The organism is Membranihabitans marinus (assembly GCF_019802045.1).
Classification (GTDB): domain Bacteria; phylum Bacteroidota; class Bacteroidia; order Chitinophagales; family Saprospiraceae; genus Membranihabitans; species Membranihabitans marinus_A.
Map to the genome: position 1 here is coordinate 206,800 of NZ_JAHVHU010000006.1, position 13,837 is coordinate 220,636.

Below are 13,837 nucleotides of genomic sequence, written 5' to 3' on the forward strand. Positions count from 1 at the left end.
CCGCTGTGTTCCTCCGTGAAAAATCTTTATGTCGCTCTGTGAAACTCCTCTGCGCTCCTCCGTGAAATATCTTTGCGTCGCTCTGTGAAAATACTCTGTGCTCCTCCGTGAAATATCTTTGTGTCGCTCTGTGAAAATACTCTGTGCTCCTCCGTGAAATATCTTTGTGTCGCTCTGTGAAACTCCTCTGTGTTCCTCTGTGAAATATCTTTGTGTCGCTCTGTGAAAATACTCTGTGCTCCTCCGTGAAATATCTTTGTGTCGCTCTGTGAAACTCCTCTGTGTTCCTCTGTGAAATAGGTTGTGTACGAAAATCCCTGCGCCAACCCTGGGAACTGTAATAATTTTCTTTTTGGATAATACCCATTAATTATTTACATTCAATGTACGCATTGCGTGCAAAACTAATTTATTACATGAAAACATTTTTTACCGCACTTTTTGTTCTGATCCTGACCGGGATCACCTTGAATGCCCAAGAGACCTTTCCGGTCAACGGAGCACATGATGAACGGGCGAATTTTTACTTTTTGACCAACGGGACCATTCATATCAATCCCGACGAAATAGTCGAAAATGCCTCCCTGGTGATTCGCAACGGCAAGATCGTTTCGGTCACCAGCGAAACATCCGTTCCCGACGGTGCCATCGTAAAAGACCTGGACGGCAAACACGTGTACCCTTCTTTTATAGAACTGAGTACCACCTATGGAATACCTGCCGCCACGATGAAAGGTCCCCGTCCGTCCAAACAGGAGTTCTCTTCGGGAAAAAAAGGGGCTTTTTCGTGGAATGAATCTCTGATTCCAGAATATGACGCCAGTACCGAATTTGATCACGACGAAAAAGCAGCCGCCGCACTACGAAAAATAGGATTTGGGACCGTGTTGACCCACCGGGACAATGGCATCGTCCAGGGATCGGGGGTGTTGACCACCCTCCAAAATGATCGTCCTCATAAAACGATATTGAATCCACGCGCATCGAGTCATCTTGCTTTTTCGAAAGCAAAAACGTACCAGTCGCCCCCTTCTTCACAGATGGGAATGATTGCCTTGCTTCGGCAGTTTTATCTCAATGCCGAATGGTATGAGATGGCCGGAAAAAATGAAACTACCAACCTTTCCCTGGCTGCCTGGAGAAACCTTAAAAATCTTCCACAGTTTTTTGCAGTCAGAAACAAACTCGAAGTTTTGCGAGCGGCCCGGATCGCTCAGGAATACAACAACGTCTATATTATCCGGGGCACCGGCGACGAATACCAACGCGCTGCAGAAATTGCCCAAACCGGGATGCCACTGATCATACCGGTCAATTATCCCAAAGCCTATGATGTCGAAGACCCGCTCGATGGCGATCTGGTAAGCCTGGCCCAAATGAAACATTGGGAGTGGGCACCGAAAAATCTCGCGGTACTAGCCGAACACAATATTCCGTTTGCCATTACCAGCGATCTGTTGGATGACAAAAAACAATTTCTCACCCACGTCCGAAAAGCCATCCAATACGGGCTCGATGAAAAATCCGCCATGCACGCCCTGACGACCACGCCGGCGCAGTGGTTGGGTGAAGAAGATCGACTCGGTCAACTCAAAGAAGGGTTTCTCGCCAATTTCTTAATCACGGATCAGCCTATTTTTGAATCGGGCGCTAAGATTCTTGAGAACTGGATTCAAGGCGTCCCTGACGTCATCCAGTCCCCGGACTCTGATCTGGCTGATCAAAAATTTGATTTCACGTTAGACCATGCATCTTTTGAGGCGACCATTAACCGCAAAGCCAATAAAATCACCTTAGTCTCCCCGGATTCAACCAAGCTTGAGGGCACGGTACGGGAGGAACTGGATCGAATCACCTTTTTAATCAAAACCAAATCTGGGGACTACCTCCGATTACTGGGGTATCGTTCAGAAAACGGTGATATCAAAGGAACTTATCAGGATGGCAGCGGAGACCAGAAAAGTTTTCAGGCTGTTTTACAAGAAAAAGAAAGTTCTGACAAAAAGCCAGCAAAGGATTCCATGGAAGTCATTACCCCGATGACTTATCCGTTTACGGCGTATGGACGCCCTGCATTACCGGATCAAAGGACCGTCGTTATCGAAAATGCCACCGTCTGGACCAATACGGATCGAGGTATTCGAACGAATACTGATGTATTAATCCAGGATGGTAAAATCGCTAAAGTCGGAAATGTGCGTGCGCCATCAGACGCTATACATATTGATGGGACGGACATGCATCTCACACCCGGAATCATCGATGAACACAGCCACATTGCCATCAACAATGGCGTCAACGAAGGCACTCTGGCGAGTAGTGCCGCCGTGCGAATCGGCGATGTTCTCAATTCTGAAGATATTAACATCTACCGCCAGCTGGCCGGTGGCGTGACTACCTCTCAATTGCTTCATGGATCGGCGAATCCCATCGGGGGCCAATCGGCTTTGATTAAATTACGCTGGGGTGCACCCCCGGAAGATCTGAAGTTTGAAGGAGCAGATCCTTTCATCAAGTTTGCCTTGGGCGAAAATGTAAAGCAATCCAACTGGGGGGAACAAAATACGGTACGGTTTCCACAAACGAGAATGGGCGTAGAGCAGGTTCTGGAGGATCACTTTACCCGGGCCCTCGAATATGGGGATAAAAAAGATCGGGGCATTCCTTACCGAAAGGATTTGGAGATGGAAACTTTGTTGGAAATACTGAACGGAGAACGGTTCATTACCTGCCACAGTTATGTGCAGAGCGAGATCAACATGCTGATGCATCTGGCCGAACGGTATGATTTTCGGGTCAATACCTTCACCCACATCCTCGAAGGATATAAAGTCGCAGACAAGATGAAGGAGCACGGTGTGGCGGGATCTACTTTCTCGGACTGGTGGGCATACAAATACGAGGTGATTGATGCCATTCCTTACAATGCAGCCATCATGCACGATGTGGGCGTATTGACCGCCCTGAATTCGGATGATGCCGAGATGGCCCGCCGACTCAACACGGAAGCCGCCAAGACCATCAAGTATGGGGGATTAACCGAGGAAGAAGCGCTCAAGCTGGTTACGCTGAATCCGGCCAAAATGCTCCACATCGATGACCGGGTCGGTAGTATCGAAAAGGGGAAAGATGGTGATGTGGTCTTGTGGAACGCGCACCCATTGTCCATTGTGGCCAGTGCGCAGAAAGTATTTATAGATGGCCGGCTGTATTTTGACCGGGAGAAAAATGCAAAAGAAGAAGAAGCCATTGCGCAGGAACGCAACCGCTTAATCCAGGCGATGATCCGCGTAAAGAAAGGGGGTTCACCCACGCAAAAAGCAGAAAGAACACCGGAGGAAGAATACCATTGTGATGATTAATGTTAATGGTGAATTATAAATGGTGAATTATGAATTTCTAATTGATATGATCAATGAAAACGGTAATCCGAGTCATATAAGGGGAATGAAAAGTGGAAATAATTTAACTACACCTTTGGGAACGATGTACGGCACCCCCGTAGCGGCGAATTGATTCGCCGAACGTGTGGGCTAAAGCCTGTCTGACGACAGTTAGGAATAATAAATGTAGCCAGGAAGGCTTTAAAAGTGGCTCATGGCTGTAGGCAATAAAGACAATCGGATAACATGGAAAACAATTTGCGTTACTTACTTTTAAATTTATATCAAAACGCTTTAACGACCTCAGCGAGGTCGAATTATATTAGAAAAACAACACAACACCAAAAAAAGATTGGCGGGGTTTTTGCTCTTGCGACAAGCTCAGAGAGCAGGCAAAAATCATGACAATCCGAATAAAATTAAACGACAATCGAATATGAATTATATAGCTCTACGGATCATTTCACCCCGACGAATATCACTAGGAATCTCAGTTCTTTTCCTCGTCTTATTCCTGCTTATTCCTGGTCAGGTCAGCTTCGCCCAGGATCCTCCGTCTCCATCCCAATCCGAATCGATTACCCTGAGGGGTGGCACCATCCACATCGGCAATGGCGAGATCATCGAAAACGGCCATCTGTTGTTTGACAAAGGAAAAATCAACTATGTGGGCGATGAAGCTCAGGACGCTGAGCGAATCATTGATGTGAGCGGGCAACACATCTATCCGGGTTTGATCGCCCCCAACACCGATATTGGTTTGGTCGAAATCAGTGCGGTCCGAGCCACCCGGGATTTTCAGGAAGTCGGGCAATACAACCCCCATGTCCGGGCTTTGATTGCCTACAATACCGATTCCCGGATTATCCCAACCCTCCGGTCCAACGGCATCCTGCTTAGTGAGGTCACACCGCGCGGCGGAATTATTTCGGGCCAATCCAGCTTAGTTCAACTCGATGCCTGGAACTGGGAAGATGCAAGTGTACAGGATACGGCCGGAATCCATCTCAACTGGCCCAGTGTTTATACCTATGATTCCAAGAATCGACGACTCAAGACCAGCGACAAATACGAAGAAAACGTCCGCAGTATCGAAAAATATTTCCAGTCTGCGATGGCCTATGGGAAGCGGAAGGACCACGCCAACACGAATCTCCGTTTCCAGGCTTTAAGTGATGTTATCTCAGCGAACCATCCGGTGTTTGTTCATGCCAACAACCAAAAAGCCATGCTTGATGCCATTGACTGGAGCGAGCGATTGGGCATCCGGATCGTACTCACCGGCGCACAAGATTCCTGGAAGATCGCAGAAACTTTAGCCCAAAAAGAGATCCCGGTCATCCTAGCTTCGACGCAGCGTCTTCCTGGACACACGGATACCGACATTACACAACCCTTTCAAACGCCGGCACAGCTTGAAGCCGCCGGCGTATTGTGGTGCTTTTCGCACGAAGGATCCTGGGATCAGCGGAATCTGCCCTTCCAGGGCGGCCAGGCAGTCGGATTTGGCCTCGATCCAGAAAAAGCGATCCAGGCATTGACACTGTCCACTGCGCGTATCCTTGGGATCGACAAACGATACGGCAGCTTGGAAGCCGGGAAAAGTGCCACGATCGTTATCAGCGATGGCGATATTCTAGACCCCAAATCCAGCATGATCCTGCAGGCCTTTATCGATGGTCGGGAAGTGGATCTGGACAATAAACAGAAAAAGCTGTACCGGAAATTTGCGGAGAAGTACGGGGTGTTGAAATAACATAGGCTCTTTCACGGAGAGACACTAAGGATTTCACAAAGGAACAGTGAGCGGTCCGAAAAACTTTCTGATGTGTGAAACATGGCAGAATCCGGTCCGTATGTAGCATGGTGTAGAAGCGAGTGTCTCACACGATTTTTGCTTAAATCACTATATTCCCCGTCTCGTCTGAGGACGAGTACTCGTCTCATCCGCCTGGGAGAATGGAGCCCCTGCTCCATTATGCGTTTTTCGTGGGAGCAGGCAGATCTCATATCCCGAGTTGCTAATAACACTAAACACATAAGAGAACGAGACAGATTTATGCAGATTTACTTTCAAACCAAGTCGATGGCGTGGTAATATCTGCGTTGATCTGTGTAATCTGCGGGATACCTTGGCAGTATCACGAACTTCGTTTCGAGTAAATCAGTATGAGAGCGAATTTCTCACTGCGGCATGCTGAGCACAGAAGGACTACTACCCCAAACCACGACCATGGGCAAATACTGAACACTCATAATGATTTGGATTGGTATTTGGCAAAAATGCATTTTGATAAAAATAACAAAAAAAAGTCAACAAACCTTTAAACCGGCGTTTTGGATAAAGTTCGCTGGCTTAGAATCGTTTCTCTAGGAAATGCGCAAGCACCTGATTAATTCAAAATGCAAAAATATATTATGATGAAGTACTTGAATATATTTCTATCTCTCGGTCTGATCCTGGTCTTTGTATTCACCCATCAAACGGCTCACGCACAGACCAAAGTGGGCATCACAGCTGGTGCCAATTTCTCAAAAGGCTATATTGAAAATGAGAATGGCAATGTGGATGAAACCCAGGGGATTCCGGGAATACGAGCCGGGTTAACCTTTGACATACCTGTCATCGGGAATATATACATCCAACCAGCGGCAATTTATTCCCAAAAGGGGTTCAAGCAAAATTCCAACGGGTTCGCCGGCATAGACAATGAATTTAAAGCCCAGGTCTCTTACTTTGAAGTACCCGTAAATCTGCTGTATAAGCCCAAGGTCGGATCTGGAAATTTAGTGCTCGGAGCCGGACCTTATATCGGTTATGGGCTGGGCGGCCAGTGGGAAACTCAGACCGACGTGGTCATCGGAGATATTATCATAGAAAACAGCGGCGATGTCATATTCAAAAAAGATGTAAAAGATGGTGAATTCGGCAACTACCTCTATGGTAAACCACTGGATTATGGGGTCAATCTGCTGGCAGGCTATGATTTTTGGGGTGTATTCTCGCTTCAGGTCCAGGCTCAGCTTGGATTGGCGAATATACAACCAGAGGTTGACGGCCAGAAACCCGGCGACATCTTCCACAACCGGAGTTTGAATGTTTCTGTGGGGTACAAGTTCTAGTCGCAGAGTCTGTAAGTTGTTGGCAGTCGAGCAGCGTTTTTATCTCCCACGGGAAATGGAGCCCCAGCTCAATTTTTTAATTTTTTGTGGGAGCTGGAGCTCCCACATCCCAGGCAATACTTGCTTCACAAGGCATGAATACTGCGAAACGGGCACGCAATTGAAAACCGTCACTGCATTTAATCACCCCCCTCTTGAAAACAATAAATTTCGATGGTACGTTGTATGTGATGATGAAAACACTATCTGCTGAAATGATCACCCGATTACTCGGATTCCTGCTTTTTTGGATGCCCGCCATGGTCCTGCCTGCCCAGAACCCCATGTCTGCGGATTCCTTAACCCAACACCATAAGCAAGACTCCATTCAAATGGAAGATCTGGTGATCGACGGAGAAATCGTCCAGGTCATTATTGACGGCGATGACACCCTGCTCATGTCCACCTTTGACGAGATCAGCGTGACGTCCAAGCGTTTTTTTGCTTCCAATGCGGAGTATCGGCGTTATCTCATCTACCGAAAATATGCGCAGGATGTGTATCCGTTTGCCGTGGAAGCTATCCAGACCTATGAGACAATTGAAAGGGTCACCGCTGATTTGAGCATCTGGAAAAAACGCAAATACGCCCGTCGGGTTCAGGAACAATTGTTTAAAAAATACGAAGACATCTTCAAAAACCTGACCAAAACCCAGGGCCGGATCCTGATTCATATGATCGAGAAAGAACTCGATATTCCCATGTATGTACTCATCAGAAATGCGCGTGGCTGGCTGACGGCTAATTATTGGAGTACACTGTCGGGGTTTTTTGATTACGATCTCAAAGAAGGATATCAGGTCGGTAAAGACCCGATCATGGATATGGTGTTGGACGACTTTGATGTGAAATTTAATGAATAATTCCTCCACAAAACCTGTTTCAAGATTTAAAATAACGACTTTTGCAAAAAAGCTGTTTGATATAAATTCTGGCCTAAAACGATTGAATTGGGTAAATTGGAAAAACCTAATCCGACCTCGCTGAGGTCGATCAAACTGAAATAACTAGGTTGCTAACCTAATCTGACTTCTCTGAGGTCAATCTCAGTTAGATCATTCGGCATTTGGATTGAATCTCGCTATACCAGCAAACCGGAGGCCGACAGACCCGGGAGGCTGTCGCATAGGGTTAGATCAATGTACATCGCAGAACAGCCACCCCGGAGGCGGTCAGATTGGATTAGATCAATGTGCATCGTAGAACAGCGCCCCGGGAGGTGGACGGATTGGATGAGGTCAATGTGCATTGCGGAACAGCGACCCGGAGGTGGTCGGATAAGTTTAGAAAGCCGTATTCGGCTAAAAACATAAAAATAAAAGTAAATTTGGGAACAGTATGAATTTAGATGCTAAAGACAGCGGCCATTGCCAATGGCAAAGTCCTTCCAATATTGCGCTCGTGAAATACTGGGGTAAAAAACACGAACAAATTCCCTGCAATCCATCGATTAGTTTTACACTAAAAAATGCACAAACCACCACCAGCCTGGAATGGGAACGAAAAGATGTCCCGTCGTCTTCGGATGTGGATTTCACCTTTTATTTTCATGGACAGGAAAAAGAAAGTTTCCGGCAAAGGATCCAAAAATACCTCAACCGGATGGCAGAAGAAATTCCTTTGCTTCTCAATTACCGGTTAACGATATCTTCCGAAAACACTTTTCCCCACTCTTCCGGGATCGCCTCAAGTGCTTCGGCCATGAATGCTTTGGCTGCTGCGCTGATAGATATGGAAAGACAAATTACCATATCTATACCTTCTGAAGAAACAAAGCAATCGAAATTTGATCAGCGCATCTCCCGGCTCAGCCGGTTGGGTAGTGGAAGTGCCTGTCGAAGCAATTATGCCAATGCCGCCCTTTGGGGTCAATGCAGCTATCCCGGCTCCAGTGATGCGTATGCAGTAGGACTGGGCACCATTCTACATCCGGTCTTTCAGCAGTACAAGGATGCTATTCTCCTGGTCGATCAGGGCGAAAAAAAAGTCTCGAGCAGTGCCGGTCATCAACTTATGGTGGGCAATCCATATGGAGATGTTCGTTACCAGGAGGCCCGAAAAAACACAGAGAATTTATTAGAAATTTTAAAATCGGGCGATCTGGACGCATTTACCACGTTGGTCGAAGCCGAAGCGATGACACTCCATGCCCTGATGATGGCCTCCTCTCCCGGATATATTTTGATGCATCCCAACACATTGATCATCATCCAGGCTATTCAGGGGTATCGTAAGGATACGGGTATTCCAGTGTGTTTCACCCTGGATGCCGGACCCAATGTCCATTTGTTGTATCCAGATCATCACAAAGATCCGGTGAAAAAATTTATTCAGGATGAATTGATTTCCTATTGTGTTGACAGACAATGGATCGATGATGAGATGGGGTCTGGTAGTCGAAAATTAAAATGAGTCAAAAGATGTGGTCATATATCAAATGGAGCCTTTTATCCCTGGCGTTTTTACCTTCGGCCTGTTCCCAAAACACGACCGGGGTCCACGTCACTAATCCCGAGTTTGACCAACGGCTCAGCCGGATACTTCGATTTAGCGTTCCAGTCGTATCCGTAGACTCATTTTATGACCATAAGAAGGACTTTTTTATTTTGGATACCCGGACTCCGGAAGAATATCAGGTCAGTCACATCCGAGGGGCGCAATACATGAACTTTTCGAACCCCGACTATACAGTGCTCCGGGACATTCCCAAAGAAAGGCCCATTGTGGTGTATTGCAGCGTGGGGTATCGCAGTGAAAAAATAGGCGAAGACTTGCAAAAAAGGGGATTTTCCAAGGTTTTCAATCTGTACGGCAGTATTTTTGAGTGGGTCAACGAAGGTCACCCGGTCGTTAATTCTACCGGCGAGGTGACCCAAAAAGTACACACCTACAACAAACGATGGTCGCAGTATGTCTATCACCCGGCGATCAAAAAAATCTGGTAATGAGGAAAAATATAAAATAAGAGATGGATTCCATTTACAACTCAATTTCTTCATCATGATCTGGAATACCTATCTCCGGGGGTTTAAACTATATCTAAATGTGGAAAAAGGATTGTCCGACCATTCCATCTCAGCCTATGAACGGGATGTCGAAAAACTGGCTCGTTTTGTAGAGAAGGAGTTCGGTGAGCTGCCCATCCAGGCACTGGACATCAACCACATCCGGTCGTTTCTTCAGGAACTGCACCAATGCGATATTGATCCACGAAGTCAATCGCGGATACTGAGTGGACTACGTGCATTTTCGCAATATCTTATTCTGGAAGGAATGATTCCCTCTGATGTCATGGAACACATCGAGGCACCCAAGATTGCGCGACGGATACCTGAAGTACTTTCTATTGAGGAGGTCAAGTCTTTATTGGAGAGTTTTGATCTGAGTCAGCCCTTGGCGCATCGGAACCGGGCTATGCTGGAGGTGCTGTATGCCTGTGGACTTCGGGTGAGCGAACTCATTCACCTGCATATTGATCACATTTATGAAGAGCTGGAAATGATCAAAGTGCTCGGAAAGAATAATAAAGAACGACTGGTGCCTATCAGCCAGCGTGCATTAAAATATCTCAACATATATTTGAGCGAACGAAAAAACGGTCTCATCAAAGCCGAAGCCCGGCATTTGGTCTTTCTCAACCGCCGCGGCCGCGGGCTCACCCGGCATATGATTTATCACATCATCAAGGAAGCCGGGGAACGGGCCGGCATCGAAAAAAATATTTCACCGCATACCCTCCGTCATTGTTTTGCTACCCACCTGGTCGAGGGTGGAGCGGATCTGCGGGCGGTGCAAGAATTACTCGGTCATGCATCGATAATGACTACAGAAATTTATACTCATATAAATAATGAATATCTTCGCAACACGATTCATAAATTTCATCCATTGAACCGATCGTAAGATGCATCTAAAAACATCCAATTTCCTCCATCTGCTCGCAGCGACTTTGATCGTATGCCTGGTTTTCTTCCGATGCGCTTCGCCCGGCAGTATTCAGGGGGGGCCAAAAGATGAAACGCCTCCGGTGGTGGACAGCACCAATTCGACGCCCACGCCTCAAACCAATTTCACGCCGCAGGAAATAATCATCTCCTTTGACGAATGGGTCAAGCTGGACGATCCCTTCAATCAGATTTTTATCAGTCCGCCACTGGAGAAAAGACCACAATATCAACTCAAAAAGAAATCTCTGATCATATCGTTTGATGAAGAAGAAGAACTTCGGGAGAACACCACCTACATCGTAAATCTAGGCACATCCATTCAGGATATTACCGAATCAAATCCTCTGGAAGACTACCAATTTGTGTTCAGCACCGGCGAGGTATTGGATTCACTGGGATTTTCAGGTGTGATTACTGATGCGCTTACCGGAAAACCCGTGGAGAATGCGTCGGTCATGCTATACAGCAATCTGGCAGATTCGGCCATCTCGACTTTACCTCCTTCTTATTTTGCCCGGACCAACAAAGCGGGGGAATACCGATTCAACTATCTGCGGGCGGACACTTTTCAACTTCTGGCTTATGTGGATGAAGATCTGGACTTTCGGCACAGCGAAGAAATCGAACCCCTGGGCTTTATTCCTCAGCCCATATCGACGAACCAGGTGAATGACAGCACCCTCAACTTCACCTTGTCGCTGGGACCGCCACCGGTCTATCTGGACAATGTGGACACAGCCACGTCCAGTCTGATTGTCCTGACTTTTAGCGGGCCGATTACGGATTCCGCCAGTCTACAGGTCACCGCAGACCCCATCCGTCATATTGATCGCATTAATAATCAACTCCGGATCTACTACCACCCCGACTCGCTGCCGGTCCGGGTCGTTACCGAAAACAACAAAGGGCTGCGCGATACGATCAATGTACGGTCGACAGATAAAAAATCATTTGATGCCAACGATCTAGAAATAGCCCGTGTCGATCCGACTTTACTACCGAGCGAATCTCTGGAGTTTAAAACCAATTGGCCGCTGCAATCCCTGGACGTGAGTCAGATTCAGATGGAAAAACAAAGAGACAGCCAGCGAATTGACCTGGATACGATGTTCTATAACTTCAATGCTTTCCAAATCAAATACCCCTGGAAGGCTGATTCTTCCTATCAAATGACGCTGTTCCCCGGTGCCCTTCAGTTTGAGAATGATATTTCTCATGACACCATCACGTACCGAATCCAGCCCGTCGCTCCGGAATCACTGGCCTCACTGGAAATCACATTAACGGCGGCAGAGAACTATCGATTACCCCCCCAGTTTCTTCTTCGGCTGAAGCAAAAAGACAAAGTCATTACCGAAAAAACAACCTCAGAGCTCGACAAGAAACAGGTCTTTTCTTCTTTAAAACCGGGCGCCTATACCCTGGAAGTAATCTGGGATGAAAACCAAAACGGGATATGGGATCCGGCGCGATACCCGGGCCGGCGGCCGGCAGAGCAGATTCAAAAAGTGGAAATCGAAAATCTTCGCGTAAACTGGATCCAGGAAACAGAAGTGAACTTGATTTCGGAATAGCAAATTAAACAAACAGCTCAACAAAATAACTGTACACACGCTTAAAGATGCGATTTATTGGGTCTCTGGCTATCCCGTACAGTCGCGATTAATCGCATCTTCTGGTAGGAATCTCATCAATCCCATCTATCCCCCCTACACCTGTTCAGACGAACTCCCATTCGCCGCTAGCCTCAACCTCACAAACCTTATCAACTTTATAAACCCCATAAAACCCATAAACCCCACAAACCCCACAAACCCCATAAACCCCATAAACCCCACAAACCCCACAAACCCCATAAACCCCATAAACCCCATAAACCCCATAAACCCCATAAACCTTATAATCTATCCACCATATACTATAAACTAAAAACTCAATGTTGTAACTTTGACACCAAGAGAAAATAGCATGCTGTTACAATCAAAGCATTTGAAGAAAAAATACGGTCGGCGAACGGTCGTAAACGATGTATCCATTCAGGTTGCACAAGGAGAGATCGTCGGACTTCTGGGCCCCAATGGTGCCGGGAAGACCACGACCTTCTATATGACGGTTGGTTTTATCAGCCCCAATGAAGGCCGTGTATTTCTCGACGACCAGGACATCACCAAGCTACCGATGTACCGTCGGGCCCGAAAAGGCATTGGGTATTTGCCGCAGGAGCCCAGTGTTTTTAGAAAACTTAGCGTGGAAGACAACATCAAAGCTATTCTCGAAATGATGCCCCTTTCAAAAACCGAACAAAAGGAAAAACTGGAAAGTCTGATCGATGAATTTGGACTGGAAAAGGTGCGGACAAACATGGGCGACTCGCTTTCCGGCGGGGAACGGCGCCGGACAGAAATTGCCCGGTCTCTGGCTTCCGACCCCAAATTTATCTTGCTCGACGAACCTTTTGCAGGGATTGACCCGATCGCCGTGGAGGACATCCAGCATATTGTGGCCAAGCTCAAGACCAAGAACATTGGCATCCTCATTACTGATCATAATGTGCAGGAGACCTTATCCATTACGGACCGGGCCTACCTGATGTTTGAAGGAAAGATCTTACGGGATGGTACGTCAGAGGAACTTGCTGCAGATGAACTGGTCCGAAAGGTATATCTCGGCCAACATTTTGAACTCAAAAGAAAACTGATCGAGCCCGATGCATAATGGATCTCTTTTCAGAAATATGTTCAGACCTCTTGCCGGATGCCTTCAAGGTAAACACCAATACAAATGGCAGGCAGGTTCCAAGTGGTTATTACTATGCGTACTTTGTTTTTCACTGACCGGCTGCCTGGAAACCGAGATATCGCTCAGCGGAGATGATTACAAACTTATCGACTCGCTGTACACCAAACAAAAAGACTCCCTGATTCCGGTCATGGACAGCGCATGTATCCAGTTCAAGGACAGCGTCATGCAACGCTGGGTTGATTCCATCATGATGGAACGGCAAGAAGAAATCGATAAATTGATCGGACGATGAAGCACTGGATTCTTTTTATTGCGCTGATTTTCGGGTCTTTGGCATGCTCCAAAGAGAAGAAACTGACGCTCGAAGAGCTGCGGGAACAGGAAATCACCAAACGCGTGAATCAATTTATCGAAAACAGACAGGAAGAGTGCTACCAAAACACGATGGAAAGCGCTATTTCCATGGCTGATAGTCTGCTTAAGATCAATGCGGTAAAGTATGTGGAGGACAGTCTCCAGCGCCCTCCCTTACCCGTAAAACCTGAAAAAAACATCAAACCCACCCCCAAAGATACGGTGGATAATAAGCCGTTTTTGGAGTAG

At 46.9% G+C, this 13,837-nt stretch carries 11 protein-coding genes; all 11 read left to right on the forward strand.

The genetic code is table 11. From position 1 onward, the window contains the following. Positions 1-416: 416 nt before the first annotated feature. Positions 417-3,362 carry an amidohydrolase family protein gene (locus KUV50_RS06830; RefSeq protein ID WP_222579356.1) on the forward strand — a complete coding sequence of 982 codons (2,946 nt, stop codon included), beginning with the start codon at positions 417-419 and terminating at the stop codon, positions 3,360-3,362. 457 nt (positions 3,363-3,819) lie between these two features. Next, a complete protein-coding gene (locus tag KUV50_RS06835; protein ID WP_222579357.1) occupies positions 3,820-5,139 on the forward strand; it encodes an amidohydrolase family protein in 1,320 nt (439 codons plus the stop codon). 665 nt (positions 5,140-5,804) lie between these two features. Further along, positions 5,805-6,506 (forward strand): outer membrane beta-barrel protein, encoded by a 702-nt coding sequence (locus KUV50_RS06840; RefSeq protein ID WP_222579358.1) that lies wholly within the window; start codon positions 5,805-5,807, stop codon positions 6,504-6,506. 194 nt (positions 6,507-6,700) lie between these two features. Continuing rightward, complete coding sequence (locus KUV50_RS06845) at positions 6,701-7,408, forward strand: DUF4294 domain-containing protein (protein WP_222579359.1); 708 nt, start codon at positions 6,701-6,703, stop codon at positions 7,406-7,408. 475 nt (positions 7,409-7,883) lie between these two features. After that, entirely contained in the window at positions 7,884-8,957 is a 1,074-nt protein-coding gene (locus KUV50_RS06850) for a diphosphomevalonate/mevalonate 3,5-bisphosphate decarboxylase family protein (RefSeq protein ID WP_222579360.1), read from the forward strand. Between the two features lie 8 nt (positions 8,958-8,965). Further along, positions 8,966-9,490, forward strand: coding sequence for a rhodanese-like domain-containing protein (locus KUV50_RS06855; protein ID WP_222579361.1), 525 nt, complete (start codon positions 8,966-8,968; stop codon positions 9,488-9,490). Positions 9,491-9,545: 55 nt separating this feature from the next. Next, positions 9,546-10,448 carry a site-specific tyrosine recombinase XerD gene (xerD, locus tag KUV50_RS06860; RefSeq protein WP_222579362.1) on the forward strand — a complete coding sequence of 301 codons (903 nt, stop codon included), beginning with the start codon at positions 9,546-9,548 and terminating at the stop codon, positions 10,446-10,448. A 1-nt stretch (position 10,449) separates the two neighbouring features. Beyond that, positions 10,450-12,066: an Ig-like domain-containing protein gene (locus KUV50_RS06865; RefSeq protein ID WP_222579363.1), complete on the forward strand. Its 1,617-nt coding sequence runs from the start codon at positions 10,450-10,452 to the stop codon at positions 12,064-12,066. 394 nt (positions 12,067-12,460) lie between these two features. Further along, a complete protein-coding gene (lptB, locus tag KUV50_RS06870) occupies positions 12,461-13,207 on the forward strand; it encodes an LPS export ABC transporter ATP-binding protein (RefSeq protein WP_222579364.1) in 747 nt (248 codons plus the stop codon). Between the two features lie 19 nt (positions 13,208-13,226). Next, complete coding sequence (locus KUV50_RS06875; RefSeq protein ID WP_222579365.1) at positions 13,227-13,526, forward strand: hypothetical protein; 300 nt, start codon at positions 13,227-13,229, stop codon at positions 13,524-13,526. Beyond that, positions 13,523-13,837 carry a hypothetical protein gene (locus tag KUV50_RS06880; protein ID WP_222579366.1) on the forward strand — a complete coding sequence of 105 codons (315 nt, stop codon included), beginning with the start codon at positions 13,523-13,525 and terminating at the stop codon, positions 13,835-13,837. Before KUV50_RS06875 ends, KUV50_RS06880 begins: the two co-directional genes overlap by 4 nt.

Coding starts and splice junctions, on each gene's coding strand:
- KUV50_RS06830 (WP_222579356.1), top strand. CDS start 417: ATGAAAACATTTTTTACCGCACTTTTTGTTCTGATCCTGACCGGGATC.
- KUV50_RS06835 (WP_222579357.1), top strand. CDS start 3,820: ATGAATTATATAGCTCTACGGATCATTTCACCCCGACGAATATCACTA.
- KUV50_RS06840 (WP_222579358.1), top strand. CDS start 5,805: ATGAAGTACTTGAATATATTTCTATCTCTCGGTCTGATCCTGGTCTTT.
- KUV50_RS06850 (WP_222579360.1), top strand. CDS start 7,884: ATGAATTTAGATGCTAAAGACAGCGGCCATTGCCAATGGCAAAGTCCT.
- KUV50_RS06855 (WP_222579361.1), top strand. CDS start 8,966: ATGTGGTCATATATCAAATGGAGCCTTTTATCCCTGGCGTTTTTACCT.
- xerD (WP_222579362.1), top strand. CDS start 9,546: ATGATCTGGAATACCTATCTCCGGGGGTTTAAACTATATCTAAATGTG.
- KUV50_RS06865 (WP_222579363.1), top strand. CDS start 10,450: ATGCATCTAAAAACATCCAATTTCCTCCATCTGCTCGCAGCGACTTTG.
- lptB (WP_222579364.1), top strand. CDS start 12,461: ATGCTGTTACAATCAAAGCATTTGAAGAAAAAATACGGTCGGCGAACG.
- KUV50_RS06875 (WP_222579365.1), top strand. CDS start 13,227: ATGTTCAGACCTCTTGCCGGATGCCTTCAAGGTAAACACCAATACAAA.
- KUV50_RS06880 (WP_222579366.1), top strand. CDS start 13,523: ATGAAGCACTGGATTCTTTTTATTGCGCTGATTTTCGGGTCTTTGGCA.